Below are 25,913 nucleotides of genomic sequence, written 5' to 3'. Positions count from 1 at the left end.
TATCTGCACACTCAATGTTGAGAACGCCGCCCGACCCGCCATATCTGCACACTCAATGTTGAGAACGCCGCCCGACCCGCCATATCTGCACACTCAATGTTGAGAACGCCGCCCGACCCGCCATATCTGCACACTCAGTTCCGCGGCCCCCTTCCCGGCGAGCAAACACCACGCGGCCAGCCTGATGCCCCGGGCGCCGAACCAGCCCGCCGGACGGGCCGGGCTAGGCGGCTTTAATATTCCTTGCGAGCCCTGCGAGCGAGGAATTTCGTTGCCGCCGTTCCGGCCCGCTCGGCGGGCGCACCCCGGGGCGGCCGCAAGCCACACCAACAGCACCCGCAGGACGCGGATGCCCGGATTGGGTAACGTAGCAAGGGTGAAGATTGCTACCTGGAACGTGAACTCCATCCGTGCCCGTGCCGACCGCGTTGAAGCCTGGCTCCAGCGCTCCGACGTTGATGTCCTAGCCATCCAGGAAACCAAGGCGAAGGACGAGAACTTTCCGTGGGATTTGTTCGAGTCCAACGGCTATGAGGTCGCCCACTTTGGGCTCAGCCAGTGGAACGGCGTCGCCATCGCTTCAAGGGTGGGGCTCGACGACGTCGAGCGCACCTTCCCGGGGCAGCCGCACTTTGGCAAGACCGAGGAAACCACGGCCGCCGAGGCCCGCGCACTCGGGGCTACCTGTGGTGGCGTGCGGATCTGGAGCCTCTATGTTCCCAACGGCCGGGCGGTCGAAGACCCACATATGCCGTACAAACTGGAATGGCTCAAGGTCCTGAAGGACCAGGCGGCGTCCTGGGTGGAAGCGGATCCGAACCTGAACCTGGCACTGATGGGCGACTGGAACATCGCTCCCCGGGACGAGGACGTCTGGGATATCGACTGGTTCCGGGCCCAGAACGCCACGCACATCACCGAACCCGAGCGGGCAGCTTTCCAGTCCTTCCTGGACGCCGGCTTCCAGGACCTCTCCCGCCCCTACACCGAAGGCCCCGGCGTCTACACGTACTGGGACTACACGCAGCTGCGCTTCCCGAAGAAACAGGGCATGCGCATCGACTTCGCACTGGGCTCGCCTGCACTCGCTGCGCGGGTGACCGGCGCCAGCATCGACCGCGAAGAGCGCAAGGGCAAGGGCGCCTCGGACCACGCTCCCGTCATTGTGGAACTGGATTAGCCGTGGCCGGGACTCCGGGGGTCACCGCGTGGCGCACGTTCCCGTACGTGTCCTACCTGCGCGTTTATGAACCGCTGGACGCCTTCGACGACGAGCAGCAGCTGAGAATCATGGACCAGCGGTCGCGGGCCCGGCATGAGACCGAGGTACTCGAGCGCAGTGACGCCGTCCGGCGCTTGGTGCGTGCCGTTTCGGACCCGTTCCCGCATAATTCCACCGACCTGGTCCGCGTGCTGCACCACCCGGAGCCGGACGGGAACACCACCCGGCTGTACTGCCCGAACCAGCTGGCGGTCCGGACCTCGCTTGCCGCCGAATCCCTTGGCGAGACGGTCCACGGCCCGTTGGTCGATGTGCTGCTGCCGGAGGTCGCCCGCGAAGCCCATGCGGCGCGCATCGACCCCGACTCGTTCGCTGATTCCCTGGCCAAGCTGCACACCCGCTCGGCCACCTGGGGTGTGCCGTTCGGCTGGTTCGTCCTGCTGCATGAGGACGACCAGGCCGAAGTGGTGGAGGACGACGGCCGGGTCCTCACCGTCCGGCTGTCCGCCCCGATCCACCAGTGCATTGAGCGGGCCCGGCACGCCGCCGCCGCGCTGGCGCTGGCCGCACCGGAGCTGGACCTGCTGGATGAGCTGACCAATCTGGTGGCCTGGCTGGAAGTTTTCTCCCCGGACGCGGTGCTGGAACTGGATTACGGGCCGGTCGCGGAACTGGTGTACCCCGATGATTCTCCGTCCGACGTGCGGCTGGGCATCGAGTCCCTTGCTGAGGGTGACATGACCGGCGCGGCGGCTGCCTACCGTCGGCTGGCCGGACGCTGGATCCCGATCCGCCAGCTCGCCCGCGCTTCGTAACGTCCGGGGTTACGGCGCCTTCGCTTCGTGGCGTCCGAGGTTGCCTCGCCCGTGCTTCGTCGCGTACGGGGTTACGGCGCTTTCGCTTCGTAGCGGCCCGGTGGTAAACGTTAGGGCGTCCGCGCTTCCCAGCGTCAGTTCTTCCCAACGCCCAGGCATCCCAACATCCGTGCTTCAGAACATCCGGGGTACGGGTCCTGCAGGGTCAGCGCACGCGCTCCTCGCGCCCGAGCCGGTAGCGGGGTCCGGCCTCCAGGCTGATCAGCACGGTGGAACTGCGGCCGAGGGCAGCATCCATGGCGTCGACCAGGTGGGTGGCATCGGCCGCGACCAAGTGCGGGGCTGCTCCCTGCCGGGGCGTAATCCGGACCCGGAGCCCGGTGCCGGTACCGGTACCGGTGCCAGTGCCGGTGCCCAGCTCCCAAGTGCTCACTGCCACCGAGGCGACGTCCGGGTCCTGCAGCAGCGCGGCCCGCAGCGCCTGTTCCGGTACGGCGCCGCTGATCACGATGCGGCCCGGGGCGCCCTCGTCGTCGTACTCCGCCACCAGAGTGTCCGCCCGGCCGCGGCCCTGAGCCGAGATCCACAGGACCAGCAGTACCACCGCAACGGCCATGGCCAGGGCCAGTAACGGCCAGAACCAGCTCTGGGACTGACCGGGCATGGCAGTGTCCTCGAGCATGCGGCCGCCACCGGCCATCAGTAACGGGGCATTGTCCTGCCACCAGCGGGCCGCCACGGGGCTGGTGGTAAGCAGGATCAGGCCGGCGCCGGTCGCCAGCAGCAGCAGACCTCCCAGCCCCAGCAGGACGCGGTTCAGGATTCGGGGTGTGCGGTTCACTGGCCGATCGCCCCCATCGTGGAAACCTGGACTTGGACGGCGGGCTGGGGATCCAACCCGGTCAGCGCGAGCTCATCTTCCACGGCCGCCCGCACCGCCGCTGCGTCCACCGGGATGCCCGAGGTGGGACGGATGCGGACCTCGACGCGGGTGCGGCCCACGGTCACCAGCACCTGGCCAGCCGTGACTCCGGCCGTCAGCCGGCTGCGGCGGGCCAGCGAGGCGGCCAGCACCTCTGCCTCAACCACGACGGCGGCGCGCGGGTTGGGGATGGCGTAACGGGCGCGGCGCCCGGGGAGGACGGCCATGAGGAAAAACCACAACCCGGCAATAAATACGAGGGCGCCAGCCAGTCCCAGGATCACCGGGTCGGCGTTCCTCGGCAGTCCGGCCAGCCAGTGCGCGAAAGTAGGCGGGTCGATCAGCCAGGCTGCCTGGCCGAGGGTCTGCAGGATCGATTCCAGCAGTACGTAGAGGCAGAACAGGATTCCCAAGACTGCGGCGATGATCACGGGCACCGTGCGCGCGGCGTGGGTTTCGCGCCGCACTATCCGCTGAATGGCGGCTTCGGCCGGCGGTGCGGCGGTGGGGGCAGTCACCGGACCCGGCTCCCTTCCTGGACGCGGATCCCGGTCACCCGGATGTCCACCAGGGAAAGGATGGATCCGGTGAGATAAGTGATGCGCTGCAGCAGCACCGGTTTGGCGGCATGAACCCGTTCCCACACAGACCCTCCGGTGCGCTCCACCAAGCCCGGGTCCTTCACCACCGCATCCAATGGCGGCATCGTGACCGGCAGGGCAAGGGACAGGGCAAGGAGGCCCTCGTCATCACTCCAGCTGACCCGGATCGCCGAGGCCGGGATGCCAAAGTGCTCTGCAGCCACGGCCTGCGCCGTGCTGCTAAGGGCCTGGGTGCTGATCCGGTTGTGTCCTGCCAGGCGGGAGGCCGTGCTGCGGGTCCCGGCCGGTGCGGTCATAACGGCACTGCTCACGAGGACGAACGGCGCCCGGTCAGCGCATCCCGCACACTGCGGAAGTCGACCTTGCCTTCTGCCGCACGGCCCAGGAAGGCTCCGACGGCGATGAACAGCGCCATCAGCAGGAAGCCCCAGAAGTCGAAAATCAGGGCAGTGAAGGCCAGCACGGCGCCTACTGCCATGCCCACCACGGTCGGTTTCATTGTGCCTGCCTTACTTTCGGTCCTGTGCGGGACCGGAGCCGCGTTGGTTGTTCCTTCAATGCCCGGGCGCAGTTGACGCACGGCTACTCCTGGCTGTTTCCACCCGGCTGGCGTTGACCAATCCGGTTGTCCAAGGGATCGGGGATGAAAACGTCGGCGATGGAGACGTTGACCTCCACGACGTTCAGTCCCACCAGGTCCTCAACCGCCGCGTAGACGGCGTGCCGGACGTTATCGGCGATCCCGGTCAGCGGGGTGCCGTAGGCGGCCACCAGGGTGATGTCGACGGCGGCCTCGGTCTCCCCCACTTCGACGTTCACGCCGGCGGTGGCACTGCTGTCGGAACCGGCGACGGCGTCGCGCACCGCTCCGAGCGTCCGGCCGCTACCGGTGCCGAGCGTGTGGACGCCGGGAACAGCGCGGGCAGCTATAGCCGCAACCTTGGCAACAGCTTGTTCGGAGATCGCCGTGCGCCCTCCGGTTTCCGCACCGGGAGCCGCCTGAGCGGTCGTTGCGGGGGTAACAGCCCCAGGCAACGAAGCGGCAGGAGGAAAACCGCCGGGAGCGGCATCCGCAGGAGCGGCGCCCGCGGGCGCATGTGGCACGGGGACGGCTGGGCTGCCGTCCGGGCCATGCGGTTTGGGACCCGGCCCGGGAGGCGGCGTGGATGCTCCGGCCGGGCCGTGCGGCGGCATGTTCTGGGCTTCATCCATAAGAGTCAAGCCTAGCCCCTCACCTGCTTCGTTGGGCAGGGAAGGGGTCAGCCCATCCGTACCCGCCGGCCGGTCACCCGGGTTGGGTCGATGCCAACGAACAGGTTTCGTTCTCCACCGCCGTACGGTGCCGGGGCCCGCAGCCCCCACAGCGTGGTGAGCAGGGCGCCTTCCTTGACTGCGTTGGCGCGCCCGCTGACAAGGACCGACCAGCCATCCATGCGCTCACTGTCGTGGGAGTCCACTTGGAAAGAGCTGTTGAGGTCCCCCGGGAGCAGGGCCAGACCGCTTTGGCTGCTGGTCCGGAAGTATACGGAGTTCCCATGCAGCAGGTAGTTCACCGGGAAGACCAGCACCCGGCCGTCCTGCAGGAACGCGATGCGCCCGGTATCTTCGCCGCTCAGCAGCGACCAGCACTCCGCCTCGCTGAGCTCCTGGCTTTTATGGGGGCTGACCGAATCCCACTCGAATCGCTCAGTGCTTGAAAACATCATTGTCCTCCAGAGTCTCGGGCGTTCCAGTGAACCCGGCGAAAGAGGAGATGAACAGGGCGCCCGGGCCCGGCAGCGCAAAAAACCCGGATTTGGGCAAAGAAAAACCCCGCACTCAGTGAGTGCGGGGTTTTTAGCTGGTGGCTCCGACCGGCGTCGATCCGGTGACCTTTCGATTTTCAGTCGAACGCTCTACCAACTGAGCTACAGAGCCGGGCATCATCAAAAACGATGATCACCGAGATCTTCCAAATCGCTTCAGAAAATCTGAGCGACCCTGACGGGACTTGAACCCGCGACCTCCGCCGTGACAGGGCGGCGCGCTAACCAACTGCGCTACAGGGCCATACTTTTCACGAGTGTCAACTCTACCAGCTTTTCAGCGGGTGATTTACCACTTCATGAGTACCCCCAACGGGATTCGAACCCGTGCCGCCGCCGTGAAAGGGCGGTGTCCTAGGCCGCTAGACGATGGGGGCTCAGAACACGCAGCGTTCAACTTGACTAACCCCGAACTTCTCGGCGTCAGTCGCGTTTCCCGGCTGCGGACCTATAAAACTATAGGGCCAAGTTCCGGAATTTCCAAAATCGTCCCCCAACTCCCCGTCAGAACAGGGCCGGCGCGGGCCAGGACCCCACACCTTCAGCCTTTCAACAGGGCCCAAGACTAGAGTGGAGCCGTGCCGATCGAGATATCTCCCGACGACTTTGAAGCCGCCGTCGACGACGCCCTGAGCTCCATTCCCGCCGACCTGGCCAAGGCCATGAACAACGTGGCCATCTTTATTGAGGACGAATACCTTCCTGGACCCGGCGAAGATCCCGGCACGGAGCTCCTGGGCCTCTACGACGGCACACCCCTGACTGAACGGGACTCCTGGTGGGGAGCGGGTTCACTGCCTGACCGCATCGTCATTTTCAGCGGCCCCCTCACCCGGATGTGCGAAACCCGGGCCCAGCTCGTGGACGAAATCAGAATCACCGTCATCCACGAAGTGGCCCACCACTTCGGGATCGATGACGCCCGGCTGCACGAACTCGGCTGGGGATAGCCTGTAAGCATGGGGAATCACTCCGGCCATAGCCATGGCCTCCCGCAGGGCACTGCAACCGGCAAGCACCGCCGCCGGCTCCTCGCCGTCTTCCTGATCACCATTTCGGTGGTCGTTATCCAGGCCGTTGGTGCACTGGTGTCCGGCTCGCTGGCCCTGCTGGCCGACGCCGGGCATATGCTTTCCGACGCCGCCGGCGTCTCCATCGCACTGCTCGCCTCGTGGATCGCCGGACGGCCGGCGACGGCGAAGCGGACCTACGGGTACCAGCGCGCCGAGGTCCTGGCCGCGCTGGCCAACTCGCTGCTGCTGATCGTGATCGCCGTCGTAATTTTCACCGAGGCGATAGGCCGGATCGGGGAAGCGCCGGAAGTACAGACCGGCATCATGCTCTTCGCCGCCATCATCGGCGGGCTCGCCAACCTGGTCTCGCTGCTGATCCTGCGCGGCGGACGGAAGGAAAGCCTGAACGTGCGCGGAGCCTACCTGGAGGTCCTCGGGGACCTGCTGGGTTCGGCTGCCGTGGTGGTGGCCGCCGTCGTGATTATGCTCACGGGCTACCAGCAGGCGGATATCTGGGCATCGATCCTGATCGCATTCATGATCCTTCCGCGCGCCTGGTCACTGCTGCGCGAGGTGATCGACGTCCTGCTGGAGGCGATACCGCAGGGTGTGGACGTCGCGATGATCCGCGAGCACATCATCTCGGTCGACGGCGTCACCGACGCCCATGACATCCACATCTGGACCATCACGTCCGGCGTTCCGGTGTTCTCCGCCCACGTGGTGGTGGACGAGCAGTACCTGACCCCGCACGGGATGGACACCATCCTGGACCGGCTGGGCAGCTGCCTCTCAAGCCATTTCGATACCGAGCACTGCACGTTCCAGCTCGAACCCGAGCGGCATGCCGTCCATGAAGGTGAACGGCATGCCTAAGCAGCGGTCTGGCGGCGCTTAGGGCTCCACCATCGGGCCGAACTTCTCCCTGTCGGCCAGGCGCGGGTCCTCGTGGTCGGGGACAACCATCACCGGGCCCTTGGCATGGTGCAGCACGCTCTGGCTGGTCGACCCCAGCAGCATCCCTGCAAAACCGCCGCGTCCACGCGTTCCGAGAACCACCAGCTCCGCCTTCGCCGTGCGTTCCACCATCACTTCTGCGGGCGGGCCGTCCACGAGCTCCACTGACATCTCCAGGTCCGGGAAATGGCTCTGCAGCCACTCACGCCCCGCGGCGAGCTGCACCATCAGGTCGGCGTGCAGAGCTTCGACGTCGAGCGGCGCCGGCACCCAGGCCAGCGAACCGCTGAACGGGGGCAGTGCGCACATGATCCGCAGTGGAAGTCCCATACTGCGGGCGTGCTCGGCTGCGACCAGCGACGCGGCGCGCCCCTGCTCGGAACCGTCCACGCCGACTACTACGGCCTGGTGCACGTCGTCAGCCACGGGTGAGCCCGCGGGTGCCGCGACGCCCGATTCGGGCAGCCGTCCGGCGGTCCGCAGGGGAACGATGACGGTGGGGCATTTGGCGTGGGCCGGGAGGGCACTGGAGACAGAGCCGAGCAGCCGTCCCACAAATCCGCCGCGCCCCCGGGAGCCGACGACCATCAGTTCGGCGTCTTCGGAGAGTTCCAGCAGGACGGCGGCGGCATCTCCGCTCTCGATGCGGGGAATGATTTCCAGGCCGTGCGGGGAAATTCGGGCCAGGGACTTTTCCTGGACGGAGCGGGCACCGTCACGGATCACAGCGTCATCGATGGCGGTGTAGCCGGCGTCCATCGAGGAGGCGGCGAAGATGGGCACGGTATAGGCGGTCACCACGTGCAGCGGGGCACTGCGTCGCCTGGCCTCACGCGCCGCCCAGGTCAGTGCGCAGATGCTTTGGTCCGAACCGTCAACGCCTACTACGATCCCGGACCGGGCCGAGGCCGCATTCCACTTTGAATCGGACATAACCGGCTCCCTTCGGGTCCATGCATGCAACCACCATTGGTTGTGCTCCTGATGCCAGCCTACTGCGTCTTAGCGCACGGCCGGCGCGGTGCAACCAACACGCGCAGACACGATTAAGGGCGATCTTGCGCGCGGGACTATTATCGGATTGCGGATATCTGCGCCCCTGCCACCACACACATCTTCAGAGGAAAACCGTCATGCTCAAGCAAGGTTCCAGACTGGACCGGTATTTTGAAATCTCCAAGCGCGGTTCCACAGTAGGGACAGAGATCCGCGGAGGTCTGGCCACCTTCTTCGCCATGAGTTACATCGTGGTGCTCAACCCGCTGATCCTCGGCGGCGAAGACGGCTCCGGACGGTCCCTCGGCGGCCCTGCCATCGCAGCCGCCACGGCACTGGTGGCCGGCGTGCTCACCATCATCATGGGCGCCTGGGCCAAGCACCCGTTCGCCATGGCCACCGGCCTGGGCGTCAACGCGTTCGTGGCCGTAACCGTGGCCACCAATGACAACCTCACCTGGGCCGACGTTATGGGCCTGGTGGTCCTGGCCGGTATCACCATGTTCATCCTGGTCCTCACCGGGTTCCGGACGGCCGTGTTCAAGGCCGTTCCCGCGAGCCTGAAGACTGCGATCGTCGTGGGCATCGGTATGTTCATCGCGCTGCTCGGGTTCGTGAACTCCGGTTTCGTCCGCCGCATCCCCGACGCCGCCGGCACCACCGTTCCGGTGCAGCTCGGCGACGGCGGCGCCCTGCTGGGCTGGCCCACCTTCGTCTTCGCCTTCGGCCTGATCCTCACGATCGGGCTGATGGCCCGCAAGACGCGCGGCGCCATCCTGATCGGCATCCTTGCCTCCACCGTCCTTGCCGTGATCATCGAGGCCGTGGCACCTCCCGGAAGCCAGGGCGCAGGCACGGCCACCGGCTGGTCGCTGGTCACCCCCAGCATGCCCGAATGGGGCGCCCCGGACCTGTCCCTGATCGGTAACTTCAGCCTCTTCGGCTCCTTCGAGAAGCTTGGCATCATCGGTGCCTCACTACTGGCCTTCGTGATCCTCCTGAGCATCTTCTTCGACGCGATGGGCACCATGGTCGGCCTGTCCAGCGAAGCCGGCAGCATCGATGAGGACGGCAACATCCCCAACACCGAGCGCGTGCTGCTGGTGGACGCGGCCGGCGCGATTATTGGCGGCGGCGCGAGCGTCTCCTCCAATCAGCTGTTCGTTGAATCCGGAGCCGGCATCGGCGAAGGCGCCCGCACCGGCCTGGCCTCGATTGTCACCGGCCTGCTGTTCATCGCGGCCATGTTCCTCACCCCGCTGATCTACCTGGTGCCGTTCGAAGCCGTGGCCCCCGCTCTCGTCGTCGTCGGCTACCTGATGGTCAGCCAGGTCGGCAAGATTGACTGGTCGGACATCGGGCTGGCGCTGCCGTCCTTCCTGACCATCGCCCTGATGCCGTTCACCTACTCGATCGCCAACGGCCTTGGTGCCGGGTTCGTTTCCTACGTGCTGATCCGCGTCTTCCAGGGCCGGGCGAAGGAAATTCACCCGGTGATGTGGATCGTCTCCGCCGCCTTCGTGGTCTTCTTCTGCGTCGGTCCGATCGAAGCCGCTCTGGGCGTATAGCTTCCAGCCCCTTTGAAACGGTGCCCTGCCCATCCGGCAGGGCACCGTTTTCGTTTTAGGCCGGGGTGAGTCCGCTGCCGGGGCGTACTCCGGCTTCCGCGTCGAGGAGCACCTGGGAGCCGCGGGCGAACCCGCGCACCTTCGCATCGTCCCAAAGCTGGGCCGGCACGGCCCCGCCGAGGAGCCTGCGGGGTAGGGCTGCGTCCAGGGCAAGCGGTACGTCCGCCCCCGCGATGATGATGTTGCCGTAGCGGCGGCCCTTGAGCATGGCCGGATCAGCGATGATCGCCGTGTGGCGAAAGGCAGCGGCGATGGTTGCGGCCTCCCGGCGGGCGGTGCGCAGGTCAGGGGCATCTCCGCAGTTGACCACGTACAGGCCGTCAGGAGCGAGCACCCGCTTGGCGTGGCCGATGAACTCGGCCGTGGTCAGCGGCAGCGGGGTTTTGTCTCCCGCGAAGACGTCGCGGATCAGCAGGTCCCGGCTGCCCTCGCTCAGGGACTCGGTGACCTCACGGGCCTCGCCTACCCGCAGCCGCATCAGCGGTGCCCGCGGCAGGTCGAACCAGCCGCGCACCAGCTCCGCGAGCCGGCCGTCCAGCTCCACGACCACCTGCCGGGCATTCGGATAAACGTCGGCGAAGTAACGGGCCATCGAACAGGCGCCCCCGCCCAGGTGCAGGGCACGCAGCTTCGTTTCCGGCTCGAACCGGGACTCGACCAGGGCGGCGATCCAGCGCATGTACTCAAAGTCGAGTTCGCGCGGATCCGCCAGGTCAATGTGGGAGGAGTGCACTCCGTTGATCTTCAACAGCCAGCCGGAGGAGGAGAACTGGTCCGGAAGAAGCTCGCATGTACCGGTGTCGATCTCATACCGGCCAGGCACGGGGCCGGCACCGTCAGCGGAAGGTTGTTGTTCCGGAGAGGTCCGGCCGGGGCGTTTCCTGCCCATCAGGGCCCAGCCGGAGGGAATTGCACAAAGCTCATGCGTCCAGCTTAGGCGGGCCGGAACGTATCCGGGCTCAGCCCACCAGTGCCAGGGCGAAGCCGTCCCAGCCCTTGGCTCCCACGGTCTGCAGCGCCGTGGACTGAAGCCGCGGGTGCGAACCAAGCAGTTCCAGCGCGTCCCGGGTACCCTGCACGGCGGAATCGCCCTCAGGATCCAGAACTCCGCCGGAGCGGACCACGTTGTCCAGGATGATCACCGTGCCCGGCCGGGACAGGCGGATGGCCCATTCCAGATAGGCGGGGTTGTTTTCCTTGTCCGCGTCGATGAACACGAGGTCGAACGGCTCGCCCGCCTCCAGGGTGGGAAGCGTGTCCAGCGCGGCTCCGACCCGGATGTCCACGAGATGCCCGACGCCGGCACGGTCCAGGTTCTTCCGCGCCACCTCCGCGTGCAGGGGTACGTATTCGCAGGTGACCAGGGCCCCGTCCGCTGGCAGGGCGCGTGCCAGCCACGTTGTGCTGAATCCGCCCAGGGTTCCGATCTCCAGGATGCGGCGGGCGCCGGCGAGCTGCGCGAGCAGCATCAGGAACTTGCCCTGCGCCGGGGTTACTTCGATGGCCGGAAGGCCCGCAGCGGCGGAGTCTTCCACCGCCGCCACCAGCGCCGGGTCGGGGTGGACGACGACGCCGGTGAAGTAGGAATCGACGCCGGCCCACGCCTGGGTGCCGTCTCCCGCGCTGCTGCGTTGGTGCTGGTCTGCCATGGGTGCCTCTCCGGGACCTACGAGTGCCCGCGGTATTCGTCTTCGGCGGCCAGGACATCTTCCAGCCGCTCGACCTTGCCGGTCAGCTCACCGGTGTGGCCGGGACGGATATCCGCCTTCAGCACCAGTGAAACCCGGCTGCCGTACCGCCCTACGGCTTCGGTCGCGCGCCGGATCACCTCCATGACCTCATCCCATTCACCCTCAATGGTGGTGAACATGGCGTCGGTGCGGTTCGGCAGCCCGGACTGCCGGACGATTTTCACGGCGGCGGCAACGGCGTCGTGCACCGAAGCGTCAGCGGACGGCCCGCCGGGGCCGGTCTCCGGACCAACGCCGGAGGGAGCAACTGAGAAGGCTACAAGCATGGCCCCAGTCTGCCACCGGGGAGGCAAAACAAGAACCGCTCCGTAGCACCGCGCAACGCAGCCCTACCCTTCCTCGGCCGTCTGGCGGGCTGCCGCTGCCGCCTCTTCCTGCTCCACAGCCGGGTTCAGCCGCGAGCGTCGGCGGCTGTAGCCGAAGTACACCACAAACCCGAGCACCAGCCAGCCTGCAAAGAGAATCCAGGTTTCCACCGACAGGTTGGTCATCAGGTACGCGCAGAGCAGGGTGGAGAGCACCGGGAGCACCGGGCCGAAGGGAACCCGGAAGGCCGGCTTAAGGTCCGGACGCTTCCGCCGCAGCACCAGCACACCGGCGCTGACCACCACGAAGGCCGAGAGCGTGCCGATATTGATCATTTCCTCGAGGACGTCCACCTGGGTAAACCCGGCCACCAGTGCCACGAGCACGCCGCAGAGGATCTGCAGCCGGGCCGGGGTGGCGTGCTTGGAGCTGGTCCTGGAGAGGGCGCGGGGCAGCAGCCCGTCGCGGGACATGGCCAGCACCACCCGGGCCAGGCCCATCAGCAGCACCATAATGACGGTCGTCAGGCCGATCAGCGAGCCGACGGCGATCACCTGGGCAGCGCCGGTGTTGCCGACCAGGGTGAACGCCGTGGCCAGGTTCGGCGCTTCCGCCGAAGCCAGTTCCGTGTAGGACACCATCCCGGTCAGGGCCAGCGAAACGCCGATGTACAAGACCGTCACGACGGCGAGGCCAGCGAAGATGCCGCGCGGGAGCGTGCGTCCCGGGTTCTTGACTTCTTCCGCTGAGGTGGCGACGACGTCGAACCCGATGAAGGCGAAGAAGACGACGGCGGCGCCGGCGAAGACGCCTCCCAGTCCGTACTGGGCCGGGGCAGCCCCGGTCACGAAGGAGAAAAGCGACTGGGCCATTACCCCTTCGGTTCCGGTGCCTTCGGTGGAAACGGCGTCCGGGATGAACGGGGTGTAGTTATCGAAGTCGATGTAGAAGAAGCCGGCGATGATGACGAACAGGACCACACCGATCTTGATCAGCGTGAAGACGTTCCCGACCCGGGCCGAAAGCTTGGTGCCCATGACCAGCAGCACCGTGAAGAGCGCGACGATCAGGAACGGACCCCAGGTCATGTCGATCGGCCCGAAGGAAATGGTGGCCGGAATGTCCCAGCCAATTAGGGCGAAGACCTCGCTGAGGTAGATGCCCCAGTATTTGGCGATGACGGCCGCGGCGGTGAATAGCTCCAGGATCAGGTTCCAGCCGATGATCCAGGCGACCAGCTCCCCCATCGTGGCGTAGCTGAAGACGTATGCGGAGCCGGCCACTGGAATCGCGGTGGCGAACTCGGCATAACACATGATCGCCAGCGCACAGGTGACGGCAGCCAGCACGAAGGAGAGGGTGACCGCCGGGCCGGAGAAATCGGCCGCTGCCTTCGCTCCCACGGAAAAGATGCCCGCCCCAACTGCGACGGCCACCCCCATGATCATCAGGTCCCACGTTGTCAGCGAGCGCCTGAGGCGGCGGCCTTCCTCATCGGCGTCGGCCAGAGACTTCTCAATGGGCTTGGTTCGGAACAGGCTCACTCCGGGATCCTTGCTTTTGGGCGTTGGCGGAACGGCCCCCAGGAGGGCCAAGGGGTACAAGTGTAGCCACAGGGCGGTAGCGAAGTGCAGCGGGCATTTGGGAGGATGGAGGTGGCGCGCCCCGCGAGGACCAGGTGGCGGGCCCCTCCTAGAGATCGGAAGCCCCCATGGCCCGCGGAATCTATGTAAGCGCGATGACGCCGGGATCGGGAAAGTCGCTGGTCAGCCTGGGCCTCGCCGATATGCTGCACCGGCATGCGGACCGGGTGGGCTTCTTCCGGCCAATCGTGGAAGGCCCCGACCGCGACGCCGACCCCGTTGTCCGCCTGATGCAGCGACGTTTCAACTTAAGCACCTCCAACTGCCGCGGCGGACTGACCCGCCCCGAGCTGCGCGCATTGCTCGTGGCCGGGGAGCGCGGCGAAGTGGATGCCCGCTGCCTGGCCATTTACAGCGAGATCGCCGCGAACTGCGATGTGGTTATCGTGGAGGGCACAGACCTTGCTGGGCACGACGTCGCGTTGGAGTTCGATCTCAACGCCCGCCTGGCCAACAACCTGGGTGCCATGGTCCTGGCTGTGGTCAATGCCAGGGACATGCCCGTCAACGAGGTTGCCGATGCCGTGGACGTCGCCCGCCAGCAGCTGGCCGCCGCCAAGTGCGACCTGCTGGCCATGATGGTCAACCGGGCCGAGGAGTCAGCGGTGGATGAGGTCCGGGCTCATGTCAGGCCAGGTGCCTCGCACCGGCCGGTCTATGTACTTCCTGAGCTGAATGAAATCTCCCAGCCCTCCATCTCCGAGGTCGCCAAGGCGCTGTCCGCCCGGCAGATTGCCGGCAGCAGGTCCCTGGAACGCGACGTCACCGGCATCAAGGTCGCGGCCATGACCGTCAGCAACTTCATCACCCAGCTCGCCGACGGCTCCCTGGTGATCGCCCCGGGTGACCGCGCCGACGTGATGGTCGCTGCACTCGCATCCTCCTTTTCGTCGGAGTTCCCGGTGCCCAGCGGCATGATCCTCACCGGAGCCCTGCCCCTGGATCCGGGCATCCTGGCCCTGCTCGCCCAGGCCCCTTTCCCGGTCTTTGCGGTGGACAGCGACACGTACACCACGGCCCGGGATGTCAGCCAGGTCCGCGGTGAGATCACCACCGGCCAGCGCCGCAAGGTCGCGGCAGCCCTCGGCATCTGGTCACGCTACGTGGATGAGAAGGAGCTGCTCGAGCGGCTGGAGCTTCCGCGTCCGGAGAAAACGACACCCCTGCGCTTCCTGAACGAACTGATCGTGCGGGCCCGGACCAAGCGGCGGCACATTGTGCTGCCCGAAGGCCTGGACGTCCGGATCCTGCGCGCGGCGGAAATCCTGCACCGCCGCGATGTGTGCGCCCTGACCATCCTCGGTCCCGAGGTCCAGGTCCGGGAGCTGGCCGCCAGCGAGGGTATCGACCTCAGCGGAATCACCATCATCAATCCGGCAACCAGCGGGCTTCGGGATGATTTTGCGCGGGAATACCAGCAGCTGCGCGCCAAGAAGGGCGTCACCCTGGAGGACGCGCAGGAACGTATGCAGCAGGGGGCATATTTCGGGACCATGATGGTCAAGCTGGGCCGGGTGGACGGCATGGTCTCCGGGGCCGCCCACACCACGGCCAACACAATCCGGCCCGCGTTGGAGTTCATCCGCACCAAGGAGGGCGCGCAGATCGTGTCCTCGGTCTTCCTCATGCTGCTCCAGGACCGGGTCCTGGTCTACGGGGACTGCGCGGTGAACCCGGAGCCCAACGCCGAACAGCTGGCGGACATTGCCCAGGCCTCCGCGGACACCGCCGCCCAGTTCGGCGTCGCCCCACGTGTAGCCATGCTTTCCTACGCAACCGGAACCTCCGGGTACGGGGAGGCGGTGGACAAGGTCCGCGAGGCCACGGCACTGGTGCGCAAGGCCCGCCCGGAGCTTCCAGTGGAGGGCCCCATCCAATACGACGCCGCAGTGGACGCCTCCGTCGCGGCGTCCAAGGCTCCCGGCTCCTCCGTGGCCGGGCAGGCGACCGTGTTCATTTTCCCGGATCTGAACACCGGTAATAACACCTACAAGGCGGTTCAGCAGTCCGCTGGGGCCGTCGCCGTCGGGCCGGTCCTCCAGGGCCTGCGCAAACCCGTGAACGACCTTTCCCGCGGCTGCACGGTGGAGGACATCGTCAACACCGTGGCCATCACCGCCGTCCAGGCGCAGGAGGACTAAATGCTGATTCTGGTGGTCAACTCAGGCTCATCGTCGCTGAAATACCAGGTGCGCAACACCGATACCCACGAGATCCTGGCTAAGGGCCTCATCGAGCGGATCGGCGGGACGGAGGTCCCGGACCACCGTGCGGCCCTGCTGCAGCTCAGCGGCGAGGTCCAGCAGGCGCTGCAGGGAAAGCAGATCGAAGCCGTCGGGCACCGCGTCGTCCACGGCGGCGAGCGCTTCAGCCAGCCGGTGCTGGTGGACAATGAGATCACCCGCGCCATTGAACGGCTCAGCCCGCTGGCACCGCTGCACAATCCGGCAAGCGCCATGGGCATCCGCGCGGTCGCCGAGCGTTATCCGGGCATCCCCCAGGTCGCGGTCTTCGACACGGCGTTCCACCGGACCCTCCCGCCGCGCGCCTGGCGGTACGCCATTCCGCAGTCCCTTTACCGGCGCTACGGAATCCGCCGGTACGGCTTCCACGGCACCAGCTGCGCGTATGTCAGCGAACTGGCAGCGGATTTCCTGGGCGTCCCGCTGGAGGAGTTCGATGCGGTCGTGGCCCACCTGGGTAACGGCGCTTCGGTGACGGCGTTGAAGAACGGCCAGAGCATCGACACGTCCATGGGGTTCACCCCGCTCGCCGGGCTGGTGATGGGGACCCGCAGCGGTGACGTCGATCCCTCGGTCCTGGTTTTCCTCGCCCGGCAGGGCTACAGCGCCGATGAGATCGACACCCTCCTCAACCGTGAATCCGGGCTGCTCGCCCTCGGCGGCGCCGCTGACATGCGGGAGATAACCACTGCCGCCCATGCGGGAAACGAGCAGGCCGAACTGGCCCTGCAAATCTCCGCCTACCGGCTGGCAAAGTACATTGGCGCCTACCATGTGGCCGTGGACGGCGCCCGGGCCATCATTTTCACTGCCGGAATTGGAGAGAACGACGCCGCGTTCCGGGCCCGGGTGGTGGGCCTGCTTGGCGCCCTGGATATCCGGATCGATGAAGCGGCCAACAGCCTCCGGTCTGATGGGGTGCGGCGGATCAGCACTCCGGATTCGGCCATCGAGGTGCTGGTGGTCCCGACGGACGAGGAAGAAGCGATCGCGGAGGCAACTGCGGACACCGTGCTGGCTGCCGGCCGCGAATAATGCCCCCCGCTTCACAGGGGGTGCAACCCTACCGGCGGGTACCCCTGGTAAAGGGCACCGGGGCTTTCCAAGACAGCGACACAGCCGGAATTAGCTTGCTAAGCTTCTGGCCAGGTTAAGCAGAAGCCGCGGATCCCCTCTTGTGTGGAGCTGGCATGGAACACACCCTGCGGGTACTGGTACGAATCGACACGAAAGCCTCATTGGCGTGCATTGAAGTGCGCGGATGCCTGGTCCCGGCGAACTGCCCTGACCTGCTCGAGATCCTCCGGCACACCGCCACCCTCGGTGCCAACATGGTGGTCAACCTGACCAAGGCGCTGCATCTGGAGGCTACCGCCTTGGACGAGCTGCTGCTCCGGGCCGAGCAGGTGCGTCCTCTTCCCTTGGAGGGTGGACAGAGAACGGTTGCGGTCCAGCTGCCTGCCCGGCTGCCGGCCTGCCCACCGCCCCGCATCTTCGAATCATGGGCACCCCTGAGCAATGCGCAGGCCTTTGAGATGGCCTTCCTGCAGCGCGATACAGCCGTTTTCCGCCCGTCCAGGCAGCCCGACTGACCTACTCGAGGCGGTTTTGGTACTACGGCTTCCGCAGGCTCCAGGCCCACCGGATGAGCGGCAGCTGCAAGGGCAGCCGGAGGCTGTGGATAACCTTCTCGCGGTCCGACCCCCTTTGGCCGAAAGCGCGTTCCAGGGCACTGAGGTGACCGGAGATAAACCCGGCGTACATCAGGGCGGTTCCGGTGGCTGCGGCCTTCCGTGTTGCAGGGAGCAGCAGGCCCGCTGCGGCGACGCCTTCGAGAACGCCGCTGGCAGAAATCCACTGCCCGCGGGTCAGCACACCGAACCGGCCGTCCTTGTCGCGGCAGAGGCTGCGGGGCACCACCGCGGCATAAAACCCCGGGTTCCGGAAGTGATTGATGGCGCTGGCGCTCAGCAGAGCAGCCATGGCGGCTGCGGAAACTGCCTGTTTGTTGATGGGCTTGTTCATGAGCTTCTTTCCATCGGAGGTGTGGACCGGCCTCGGAAGCTGTGCTGCTCGGCTTCCATCACGTGGATGGCATCCGCGGCCCGGACCAGGGCCAGGTGCGAGAAAGCCTGGGGGTAATTCCCGGCCATACGCCCGATCACTGTGTCATATTCCTCGCTAAGCAGGCCAACCTCGTTCGCATAACCGATCAGCCGGTCCATCAGCTCCCCTGCCTCGTCGGACCGTCCAGTCCGGGCATACTGCTCGACGAGCCAGAAGCTGCAGGCCAGGAAAGGGTTCTCCCCCGGTTCCAGGCCGTCCACACCTGAACCGCTCGCGTACCGCAGCAGGAGTCCTTCCCGGTTGAGCAGGTCTTTTTCCAGCTTGGCCACCGTCCCCAGCATCCGGGGATCGTCATAGGGAACGAAGCCGACCTGCGGCAGCTGCAGCAGGGAGGCATCCGGAAGGGCACTTCCGTAGTACTGGACGAAGGAATTCAGTGCCGGGTCATACCCCCGGTCCAGAATCTCCGTGCGCAGGCCATCGCGCAGCGCTTCCCACAGCTCAATCGGGCCTTCCAGCCCGTCCTCCCGGACTGCCTGGCAGGCCCGGTCAAAAGCCGCCCACATCATCACCCGGGAGTGGGTAAAGTACCGCGGTTCGCCGCGGACCTCCCATATGCCGTGATCCGGTTCCTCCAAATGCCGTTCAAGGAAACCCAGAAGGGCACGCTGCAGCGCCCAGGAGAAGCTGTCCTCCTTCACCCCCCGGTCCCGCAGGCGGGCCAGGGCCACCATGACCGTCCCGACGACGTCGGCCTGGTACTGGTCAACGGCACCGTTGCCGAGCCGGACGGGAACGGACTCCAAATAGCCGGGAAACTGGTGCAGGATCCGTTCCGGGAGGTCCCGGTCCCCGTCAACGGTGTACATAATCTGCAGATCCTCCGGATCCCCGGCTACGGCCCGCAGCAGCCAGTTCCGCCAGTGCAGGGCTTCGTCGTGGAAGCCGTGCGTCATCATGGCTTCCAGTGTGAGGGCCGCGTCGCGGAGCCAGCAGTACCGGTAGTCCCAGTTGCGCGTGCCTCCGAATTCCTCCGGGAGGGAAGTCGTTGGGGCGGCGACTATGCCGCCGGTGTCCTCATTCGTCAGGGCGCGCAGCACCAGCAGCGAGCGCCGGACCGGTTCCTGGTAGCGCACCAGGTCCACACAGCGGCCTGCCCACTCCTGCCAGTAGCGGGTGGTTGATGCCAGGGCGGCGTCCACGTCTGCCTTCTCCGGAGTCTCCCGGTGCGAGCGGTACCAGAGTAGTTCCAGGTCCACCGTGGCCCCCTCACGGACCGTGAACCTCCCGGTATGCCGGTGGTCGCTGCCGCGTGGAATGCTGTCGCCATGCAGCACCATCGCGCTGGGCCCGGCGATGGCCAGCAGCCGCTCGGCCCCCTCATGGCGCTGCCGCCGCATCCAGGGCACGGTGTTCCCGTAGTTGAACCGGACCTGGAGTTCCTGCCGCATTTCCACGGTGCCGCGCAGGCCTTCGACACGCCGGATCACCGCGGCCCGCCGGTCACCGATGGGCATGAAGTCAGTAACCAGGACCTCGCCTCCGTTGGTCCGCCACACGGTCTGCAGGACGAAGCTGGCGTCCAGATAGGTCCGGCTCAGCACCCGTGCGCCGGACGCCACCGGTTCCAGCAGCCAACGCCCGTGGTCCTGGTTTCCGAGGAGCGCGCCGAATACCGAAGGGGAGTCAAAACGCGGCAGGCAAAGCCAGTCAATGCTTCCGGCGCGGGAGACCAGCGCCCCCGTATGGAGGTCGGAGATCAGGGCGTAGTCCTCAATCGGAGTGGCCATTGCACCACTCAACCACACGAGCCTCCGGGGGCCTACCGGTCGGGCACAACCTGCCCCGGCCCTGCTGGCGCACCCTCAAGCCCAGCCAGGACACCGCGCAGCCTTTTCGGATAGTTGGTGGTGAACTCCTGCACGCCGAGCCGGTACGCAGCCTCGGCGTCGGCGGGATCATCCACCGTCCAGGCGCGGACGGTGGAGCCCAATTCCACCCATCCGGTGACTTTTTCCGGATGCGCCCGCAGATAGCCAACTCCCGGACCACCGATGCCCGCCGCTCCCGTCGACACCAGTTCCTCCCCATCAGCCAGCGCCCGGCGCAGCAGCCCGGCAGCATCGGCTCCCGGAGACAGCACCGCTGCGGCTTCAGCCACGGCGGGGCCGTCGACGTCGGCCAGCAGCTGGCACACGTAGGCTGCGGGCACGCTGCGGCGCAGGTGGCGGACGGTGTCCGGGCTGAAGCTCATGAAACTGATCGTGACCGCGCCAAGCCGGGAGGCTGCCGGCTCCCAGCCGCGCGCTGCCAGCAATGCCAGGACGGTATCTTCAAGTTCCAGCCCGAAGGGTCCCGGCTGTTTGAACTCGACCGCCAGGCCAACCTCCCGCCCTGCGGCTGCGAGCAGGTCCAGCAGGTCGGCGAGGGTGAGGAACTGTTCGGCCGGCGTCCCGTATCCGGAAGGGACAGGAACCTGCTTCCAACTGCTGAAATCCAGGTTCCGCAGCTCGCCGAGGGTGTGCGAGGCAACGGGGCCGGTCCCGTTGGAGGTGCGGTCAACCGTCGCGTCGTGAATGAGAACCGGCTGGCGGTCACTGCTGAGGTGGACATCGCACTCCACGCCGTCGGCGCCGTCGGCCAGTGCCTGCAGGTAGGCGGCGCGTGTGTGCTCTGCATAGTCTCCGCTGGAGCCGCGGTGGGCGTAGATGAGGGATCGCACGGGCTCCACGGTACGCGAGGCGGCAGCACCAATCAGCGCAGTATCCGCCAGAGCCCGCCGCGCGTGGCGCGGAAGTCCCCGGTGCTGGTTAGATGGCAAGTGCCGGTTCGCGCAGGCACCCGAAGATCCGGGGGCCTGGAAATACGCCGTCCCGCACTCTAGCCCGGGAGTTGCTTCACATGTTTGGTCGCCTGCCTACTTGGATTACCGCGCACCTGCGCGGTAAGCCGCCGTACCTGCCCGCAACCGGATCAAAGGCACACCGATGAGCACGCCACTGCTGGAGAAGGACGCCGTAAAGGCCGCAGCCCTGCGCCGGATGAAACTCGTGGCCACCAGCCTGCTGGTCATCCTGGGAATCATATTCGTTATCGCATTCGCCCTGCAGGACACCTATCCGTGGCTGCAGTACGTCCGGGCCGCTGCCGAAGGCGGGATGGTCGGTGCGCTGGCTGACTGGTTTGCGGTGACGGCGCTGTTCAAGCATCCGCTGGGCATCAAGATCCCGCACACCGCGATTATCCCGCGGAACAAGGACCAGATCGGCGCCACGCTTGGAGACTTTGTGGAGGATAACTTCCTCTCCGACGAGGTCGTGGCGGCCAAGCTGGCCTCCATTGGAATAGCCCAGCGGGCCGGGGCCTGGCTGTCCCGGCCCGAAAGTGCCGACCGGGTGGCGGCCGAAGGAGCGGCGGCAATCCGCGGGATCCTCCGCGTGCTCGACGACGACGCCGTCCGGGACGTACTGGAGTCCATGTTCCGCCGGCACGTGGTGGATGTGCCTTGGGGCCCGCCCGTTGGACGCGTGGCAGAACGGGTTTTCGACGAGGGGCACCACCACCAGCTGGTGAACCTGCTGGTGGACAGCCTGAGTGACTGGGTCCAGCAGAACCCCGACGTCGTTTCCCGGCTGGTTGCCGAACGCTCGCCGTCCTGGGTGCCCGGGTTCCTTGACGATCTGGTGGGTGAACGCGTCCAGGTGGAACTGAGCCGCTTCCTCGCTGCCGTGCAGGATGACCCGAACCATCAGGTCCGGAGGTCACTCGATGACTATCTCCGCGGACTGGCCAGGGACCTCCAGCATGACCCTGAGGCCATGGCCAAGGCTGAGCACATCAAGGAGCAGGTGCTGGATGATCCCCGGGTCCGCGAGCTGGTGACTCAGACCTGGAGCACCATCAAAACGGCCCTGGCCGACGCGGTGGACGATCCCGAGAGTGAACTCACCACCAATTTCAAGGCAGCCGTCCAGGACTTCGGGGCACGGCTGGTCAGCGATCCGGAGCTTGCGGCGAAGGTCAACGCCTACATCGCGGACGCGGCCGGCTATCTGGTCCGGACCTACCGCAAGGACATCTCGGGGGTGATCTCCGAGACCGTCGAACGCTGGGACGCCCAGGAGACCTCGGAAAAGATCGAACTGCAGGTCGGTAAGGACCTGCAGTTCATCCGGATCAACGGAACCGTCGTTGGGTCGCTCGCCGGGCTGGCCATCTTCACGGTGGCCCACGCGATCTTCGGCTAGGCGGACCGGCGTTCGGGAAGATCCTCGATATCCCTGGCCAGTTCGCCCGGGATGGCCTTCGGGGCCTCGCCAAAGGCCCGTCGGGCTGCCTTGATGACCGAGCGGCCCATCGTGTAGTTTCCGGCCCCGCCGATCACGGCACCGATGCCCAGCGGCAGTGCACGGCCAATGATCACCGAACCCTGCCGGGCCAGCATCTTCTTCATGAACTGGTTCCGGATGGAGGAGCCGACGCTTCCCAGCATTCCCGAAGACGCCCCGCCGAGCGCGCTGCCCCAGGGCTGGCCCTTGCTCAGCTGCTGCATCATGGCGGTGCCTTCCTCGCCAAGCATGATCGCCATGACCATGGTCCGGGACCGTTCCGGGTCCTGAAGGCGGACCCCGTGCAGTTCCGCCACGGACTGGGCGTACAGCGCGGTGGCTTCAAGGAACCCGAAGGTGGCAGCAACTGACAGCCCCAGGGCTGCAGCCGTTCCCACCGCGGGCACGACGGCGGTCGCTCCGACGGCTGCCCCGCCTCCGGAGACAGCCGCGAGGTAGTGGTGCTCCAGGATCTTGACGAGTTCCGCCGCCGACGCGTCTGGATGCCGGCGCTGCAGGCGGCGGATATTGGCCAGGACCAGTGGACGCTGCACCTCCACTGCCCGCTCAATTCCGCGGGCGACGGCGGTCTTCGGCCTGCCGTCCCGGTCAAAGACGGCACCGCCGGCAACTCTGAGTGCACTGTTGGTCTTAAAGCCCATGAACGCTCCTTACATGTACCGGATATATCCGCCCACTCAGCGTACGCGAGCGGAGTTAAACACGAACGGGCCCACGGAATAACTCCCGTGGGCCCGTTCGTCGGCTGCGGACTCTGCCCGCGGCCTGGCCTGGTTAGGCCCGAGCACCGCGCTTGGTGATCATGCCGTAAACCAGCAGGACGACGATCGAGCCGAGGATGGCGACGATCCAGGTCTGCAGCGACCAGAAGTTCTCGAGGGGAACGTTGAAGAGGGCTCCGCCGATGAAACCGCCCAGAAGGGCGCCAACGACGCCGAGCACGAGGGTAATAACCCATCCGCCGCCCTGGCGTCCCGGAAGCAGCGCCTTAGCAATGGCGCCGGCAATAAGTCCCAAAATAAGGAAAGCAATGATACCCATGTGAATACTCCTTGCTGCGTGTGAGTGACTGGTGAAAGCCAACGTGGCCTGTGGGCCGCGCTTTCCATAAGCTTACTTCATAAGCATGCTTATGCGAAGCCGGATTTCCGTAAATCAACCCTCGTTTTGAGTATCGTGCCTAGTCAGAGCGATACTCAGTGACCTTATATTTATCTGCGCCAAGGGCAAAAATGCGTAGGAAAACGGCAATATCGCGCATCTCCTCCGCTCCGATCCGGTGCCCCATCCCGGGGTAGGTCCTGGCGGTCAGGAGGGTGTTCAGCTCCAGCCACCGGCGTCCGGCTTCTATGGCGTCCGGATGGATCACCCAGTCGGCACGGTCCCTTCCCCAGAAAAAAGGCACCGGATTGGCCAGCGGTTCCGCCATGGCCAGCAGCTCGCTTTCCACCACGAATCCTGAGAGGCCCACGGCACTGGCGAATCCGGACGGGCGCAGCCGGAGCGCGGTCACTGCCATCGCCATCCCCTGCGAGAATCCGAGCAGGGAGACACCGGTAAAACTCCCCTGCTGCTGCAGGGATGTGATCGTGGCCAGCAGTTCCGAGCCCGCCTGGAGGACATCGGCGGCGTCGGCTTCCAGCGTCGGATCCAGCAGGAACCAGCCAAACCGGTCCCCGACGGTGAAACTGCCCCGCAAGGCCACCGCGGTGACCCCGGCCGGCAGGGAGGGGAAAATCGCTTTCATGGCGGTTTCATCCGACCCGTAGCCGTGGAGCATTACCAAGAGGTGGGTGCCCGGACGCTCGGCAGCAGGCGCTGACCAGATCATGTGATGCATGCCTCCAGAGTAGGTGCCGGACCGTGGCCCGGGCGTGTTTGCCCCGTGCCCGCCCGGCCCGCGGGAGACCCATTGTGTTGGGCATGGCAGGAACCTAAAGTTTCAGACAGCGCACAGACGTGTGCCGCGGCCACTGATTGTGGGGGCACCATGCACGCAGGGACGAACCGGGGAGCCATCGTGACGCTCACCGCCAACCCCAGCCTGGACCGGACGGTCGAACTCGCCGGAGTCCTTCGCCCGGGGGCGGTCCAGCGGGCTGCCGGCTTCCATGAAGAACCCGGAGGCAAGGGCGTGAACGTCTGCCGGGCGCTTACGGCCTCCGGAACAGCCTGCGTCGCCGTGCTTCCCGGAGACAACGATGATCCGGTCATAGCAGCTTTGCGGACCGCGGGAATCGACTACCTAAACCTGCCGATCGGCGCTGCGCTTCGCGGCAATCTCACGCTTACTGACCCCGACGGAACCACCACGAAGGTCAATCTGCCGGGCCCCGAGGTGAGCACGGCAGCCCAGGACCGCCTCCTGGCCCTGACGCTCGAGGCCTGTGCCGGGCCGGAGGGAACACAGCCGGCCAGCTGGCTGGTGCTGGCCGGATCGCTGCCTCCCGGCGTCCCGCCCGACTACTACGCAGTGATTGCCCATGCCGTGCGGGAGCGCTTCCCGCACAACACGCCCTCCCTGGCCATCGATTCCTCCGGTCCTCCCCTGCTCGGCGCGCTGCTGCACGACGCGGCACCCGATCTCCTCAAGCCCAACGGCGAAGAGCTGGCTGAAGTCACCGGCATCGCCACCGGCGACGAGCTTGAGGCAAATCCTGTCCTCGCTGCTGGCGCTGCGTTGACGCTCATCGAGCGGGGAGTCCGGGCCGTCCTGGCCACTCTTGGTGCCAAAGGCGCACTCTTGGTGACGGCCGACGGCGCCTGGCTGGCCACGCATCCTCCGGTCGTTGCCCGGTCCACGGTCGGCGCCGGAGACTCCTCGCTGGCCGGCTACCTACTGGCGGCATCGGCCGGCAAACCACCCCAGGACTGCCTGCGCCAGGCCGTTGCCCACGGGGCAGCAGCAGCTTCGCTGCCCGGGTCGACCGTGCCGACACTTACGGAAACCCGTCCCGACGAAGTCACGGTTTTGCCGGTTGAACGGCAGCCGGTCCCTGCATCCAGCGCCCGGCGGGGGCCGGCGTCAGCCACGTCTAAGGAGCAAGCCTGATGTCAGACCTTATTACTCCGGACCTGGTGACCCTGGACCAGGATCTGGGCAGCACCCGGGAACAGGTCATTCGCTTTCTGGCCGAGAAGGTCGTGGCCGCCGGACGGTCCACCGGCTTCGACGGACTTTATGCCGATGCCATGGCCCGGGAACAGAAAACCGCCACCGGCGTTCCGGGCGGCATTGCCATTCCGCATTGCCGGTCCGCCGCAGTCACCCAGGCGAGCCTCGCCATGGCCCGCCTGCAGCCGCCTGTCGACTGGGGCGCCAAGGACGGACCGGCGGACATCGTCTTCTTCATCGCAGCACCCGAGGGCGCTGACCAGGAGCACCTGCAGCTGCTGGCCAAACTGGCACGGTCCCTGATCAAAAAGGATTTCACGGCTGCCCTGCGCAGCGCCGAGACACCGCAGGCAATTGTGGAGCTCGTTGACGGGGCGCTCGGCCTGGGGCCAGCACCGGAAGGGCAGCAGGCGCCGACCACAGGAACAGCAGGAGCAGCGGCCGCCTCAGGGGCCAGCGCCGCAGGCTCAGCAGGGGGC

The 25,913-nt window shown here is 66.4% G+C and carries 28 protein-coding genes and 3 tRNA genes; 11 read left to right on the top strand and 20 right to left on the bottom strand.

What is annotated here, in order from left to right:
* The first annotated feature begins 376 nt into the window (after positions 1–376).
* Together RTN46_RS09945 and RTN46_RS09940 are read left to right on the top strand one after the other, a co-directional pair.
* Positions 377–1,180 (top strand): exodeoxyribonuclease III, encoded by an 804-nt coding sequence (locus tag RTN46_RS09945; RefSeq protein WP_312180983.1) that lies wholly within the window; start codon positions 377–379, stop codon positions 1,178–1,180.
* Between the two features lie 2 nt (positions 1,181–1,182).
* Positions 1,183–2,037 (top strand): hypothetical protein, encoded by an 855-nt coding sequence (locus tag RTN46_RS09940; RefSeq protein ID WP_312180981.1) that lies wholly within the window; start codon positions 1,183–1,185, stop codon positions 2,035–2,037.
* A 205-nt stretch (positions 2,038–2,242) separates the two neighbouring features.
* Here RTN46_RS09940 and RTN46_RS09935 read toward each other — a convergent pair whose 3' ends face one another.
* The 9 genes from RTN46_RS09935 to RTN46_RS09895 all read right to left on the bottom strand — a co-directional run bounded on the left by RTN46_RS09935 (position 2,243) and on the right by RTN46_RS09895 (position 5,743).
* Positions 2,243–2,878 (bottom strand): hypothetical protein, encoded by a 636-nt coding sequence (locus RTN46_RS09935; RefSeq protein ID WP_312180979.1) that lies wholly within the window; start codon positions 2,876–2,878, stop codon positions 2,243–2,245.
* Positions 2,875–3,477: a DUF6286 domain-containing protein gene (locus tag RTN46_RS09930; RefSeq protein ID WP_312180977.1), complete on the bottom strand. Its 603-nt coding sequence runs from the start codon at positions 3,475–3,477 to the stop codon at positions 2,875–2,877. Before RTN46_RS09930 ends, RTN46_RS09935 begins: the two co-directional genes overlap by 4 nt.
* A complete protein-coding gene (locus tag RTN46_RS09925) occupies positions 3,474–3,857 on the bottom strand; it encodes a hypothetical protein (RefSeq protein ID WP_312180975.1) in 384 nt (127 codons plus the stop codon). The genes RTN46_RS09930 and RTN46_RS09925 overlap by 4 nt, the downstream gene beginning before the upstream one ends.
* 11 nt (positions 3,858–3,868) lie before the next feature.
* Positions 3,869–4,060 carry a DUF2273 domain-containing protein gene (locus tag RTN46_RS09920; protein ID WP_066300812.1) on the bottom strand — a complete coding sequence of 64 codons (192 nt, stop codon included), beginning with the start codon at positions 4,058–4,060 and terminating at the stop codon, positions 3,869–3,871.
* Positions 4,061–4,143: 83 nt separating this feature from the next.
* Positions 4,144–4,596, bottom strand: coding sequence for an Asp23/Gls24 family envelope stress response protein (locus RTN46_RS09915; protein WP_312180987.1), 453 nt, complete (start codon positions 4,594–4,596; stop codon positions 4,144–4,146).
* Between the two features lie 224 nt (positions 4,597–4,820).
* Positions 4,821–5,264, bottom strand: a complete 444-nt coding sequence (locus RTN46_RS09910) for a pyridoxamine 5'-phosphate oxidase family protein (RefSeq protein WP_312180973.1) — start codon at positions 5,262–5,264, stop codon at positions 4,821–4,823.
* Between the two features lie 138 nt (positions 5,265–5,402).
* A tRNA-Phe gene (locus RTN46_RS09905) sits at positions 5,403–5,478 on the bottom strand.
* Positions 5,479–5,536: 58 nt separating this feature from the next.
* Positions 5,537–5,610: transfer RNA gene (locus RTN46_RS09900), tRNA-Asp, on the bottom strand.
* Between the two features lie 60 nt (positions 5,611–5,670).
* Positions 5,671–5,743, bottom strand: a tRNA-Glu gene (locus tag RTN46_RS09895).
* A 201-nt stretch (positions 5,744–5,944) separates the two neighbouring features.
* Here RTN46_RS09895 and RTN46_RS09890 point away from each other — a divergent pair.
* Together RTN46_RS09890 and RTN46_RS09885 are read left to right on the top strand one after the other, a co-directional pair.
* Positions 5,945–6,316: a metallopeptidase family protein gene (locus RTN46_RS09890; protein ID WP_396157591.1), complete on the top strand. Its 372-nt coding sequence runs from the start codon at positions 5,945–5,947 to the stop codon at positions 6,314–6,316.
* 9 nt (positions 6,317–6,325) lie between these two features.
* A complete protein-coding gene (locus RTN46_RS09885; RefSeq protein WP_312180971.1) occupies positions 6,326–7,255 on the top strand; it encodes a cation diffusion facilitator family transporter in 930 nt (309 codons plus the stop codon).
* Positions 7,256–7,273: 18 nt separating this feature from the next.
* Here RTN46_RS09885 and RTN46_RS09880 read toward each other — a convergent pair whose 3' ends face one another.
* The gene (locus RTN46_RS09880) at positions 7,274–8,269 is read right to left on the bottom strand and encodes a universal stress protein (protein ID WP_312180970.1); all 996 of its coding nucleotides are present in this window, start codon (positions 8,267–8,269) and stop codon (positions 7,274–7,276) included.
* A gap of 200 nt (positions 8,270–8,469) precedes the next feature.
* On the opposite strand from RTN46_RS09880, the gene RTN46_RS09875 reads away from it, so the two are divergent.
* Positions 8,470–9,900, top strand: coding sequence for an NCS2 family permease (locus RTN46_RS09875; protein WP_312180969.1), 1,431 nt, complete (start codon positions 8,470–8,472; stop codon positions 9,898–9,900).
* Positions 9,901–9,955: 55 nt separating this feature from the next.
* On the opposite strand, the gene RTN46_RS09870 is transcribed toward RTN46_RS09875, so the two are convergent.
* The 4 genes from RTN46_RS09870 to RTN46_RS09855 form a co-directional block, all read right to left on the bottom strand.
* Complete coding sequence (locus tag RTN46_RS09870; protein ID WP_312180967.1) at positions 9,956–10,849, bottom strand: fused MFS/spermidine synthase; 894 nt, start codon at positions 10,847–10,849, stop codon at positions 9,956–9,958.
* 70 nt (positions 10,850–10,919) lie between these two features.
* A complete protein-coding gene (locus tag RTN46_RS09865; protein WP_312180965.1) occupies positions 10,920–11,609 on the bottom strand; it encodes an O-methyltransferase in 690 nt (229 codons plus the stop codon).
* Between the two features lie 17 nt (positions 11,610–11,626).
* Positions 11,627–11,977 (bottom strand): thiamine-binding protein, encoded by a 351-nt coding sequence (locus RTN46_RS09860; protein ID WP_312180963.1) that lies wholly within the window; start codon positions 11,975–11,977, stop codon positions 11,627–11,629.
* A 63-nt stretch (positions 11,978–12,040) separates the two neighbouring features.
* Positions 12,041–13,561, bottom strand: coding sequence for an amino acid permease (locus tag RTN46_RS09855; protein ID WP_312180961.1), 1,521 nt, complete (start codon positions 13,559–13,561; stop codon positions 12,041–12,043).
* Between the two features lie 167 nt (positions 13,562–13,728).
* Between RTN46_RS09855 and pta the strand changes: the two genes are divergently transcribed.
* The 3 genes from pta (at position 13,729) to RTN46_RS09840 (ending at position 17,495) form a co-directional block, all read left to right on the top strand.
* Complete coding sequence (gene pta, locus RTN46_RS09850; protein ID WP_312180959.1) at positions 13,729–15,801, top strand: phosphate acetyltransferase; 2,073 nt, start codon at positions 13,729–13,731, stop codon at positions 15,799–15,801.
* Complete coding sequence (locus tag RTN46_RS09845; protein WP_312180957.1) at positions 15,802–16,938, top strand: acetate kinase; 1,137 nt, start codon at positions 15,802–15,804, stop codon at positions 16,936–16,938.
* 155 nt (positions 16,939–17,093) lie between these two features.
* Entirely contained in the window at positions 17,094–17,495 is a 402-nt protein-coding gene (locus RTN46_RS09840; protein WP_312180955.1) for a hypothetical protein, read from the top strand.
* A 22-nt stretch (positions 17,496–17,517) separates the two neighbouring features.
* On the opposite strand, the gene RTN46_RS09835 is transcribed toward RTN46_RS09840, so the two are convergent.
* From RTN46_RS09835 to RTN46_RS09825, 3 genes are read right to left on the bottom strand one after another with little or no spacing between them, the layout of a single operon-like run.
* Positions 17,518–17,928, bottom strand: a complete 411-nt coding sequence (locus RTN46_RS09835; protein ID WP_312180953.1) for a hypothetical protein — start codon at positions 17,926–17,928, stop codon at positions 17,518–17,520.
* Positions 17,925–19,778: a glycoside hydrolase family 15 protein gene (locus RTN46_RS09830; protein WP_312180951.1), complete on the bottom strand. Its 1,854-nt coding sequence runs from the start codon at positions 19,776–19,778 to the stop codon at positions 17,925–17,927. The genes RTN46_RS09835 and RTN46_RS09830 overlap by 4 nt, the downstream gene beginning before the upstream one ends.
* A 14-nt stretch (positions 19,779–19,792) precedes the next feature.
* The gene (locus RTN46_RS09825) at positions 19,793–20,692 is read right to left on the bottom strand and encodes a glycerophosphodiester phosphodiesterase family protein (RefSeq protein ID WP_312180949.1); all 900 of its coding nucleotides are present in this window, start codon (positions 20,690–20,692) and stop codon (positions 19,793–19,795) included.
* A gap of 265 nt (positions 20,693–20,957) precedes the next feature.
* Here RTN46_RS09825 and RTN46_RS09820 point away from each other — a divergent pair, with 265 nt between their 5' ends.
* On the top strand, positions 20,958–22,217 hold the full coding sequence (locus RTN46_RS09820) for a DUF445 domain-containing protein (RefSeq protein WP_312180947.1): 1,260 nt from the start codon (positions 20,958–20,960) through the stop codon (positions 22,215–22,217).
* Here the strand turns inward: RTN46_RS09820 and RTN46_RS09815 are convergent.
* The 3 genes from RTN46_RS09815 to RTN46_RS09805 form a co-directional block, all read right to left on the bottom strand.
* On the bottom strand, positions 22,214–22,960 hold the full coding sequence (locus tag RTN46_RS09815; protein ID WP_312180946.1) for a hypothetical protein: 747 nt from the start codon (positions 22,958–22,960) through the stop codon (positions 22,214–22,216). The two genes, RTN46_RS09820 and RTN46_RS09815, sit on opposite strands and share 4 nt — an antisense overlap.
* Before the next feature lie 133 nt (positions 22,961–23,093).
* Positions 23,094–23,360: a GlsB/YeaQ/YmgE family stress response membrane protein gene (locus RTN46_RS09810; RefSeq protein WP_312180945.1), complete on the bottom strand. Its 267-nt coding sequence runs from the start codon at positions 23,358–23,360 to the stop codon at positions 23,094–23,096.
* 139 nt (positions 23,361–23,499) lie between these two features.
* On the bottom strand, positions 23,500–24,159 hold the full coding sequence (locus RTN46_RS09805) for a phospholipase (protein ID WP_312180943.1): 660 nt from the start codon (positions 24,157–24,159) through the stop codon (positions 23,500–23,502).
* A gap of 150 nt (positions 24,160–24,309) precedes the next feature.
* On the opposite strand from RTN46_RS09805, the gene RTN46_RS09800 reads away from it, so the two are divergent.
* Complete coding sequence (locus RTN46_RS09800; protein ID WP_312180941.1) at positions 24,310–25,371, top strand: hexose kinase; 1,062 nt, start codon at positions 24,310–24,312, stop codon at positions 25,369–25,371.
* Positions 25,371–25,913 (top strand): PTS sugar transporter subunit IIA (locus RTN46_RS09795; protein WP_312180939.1); only part of this gene is annotated, 543 nt, incomplete at its 3' end. The genes RTN46_RS09800 and RTN46_RS09795, both read left to right, overlap by 1 nt.

The organism is Arthrobacter sp., assembly GCF_031988865.1.
Taxonomy (GTDB): domain Bacteria; phylum Actinomycetota; class Actinomycetes; order Actinomycetales; family Micrococcaceae; genus Arthrobacter_B.
This window is presented reverse-complemented; position numbering and strand designations above follow the sequence as displayed.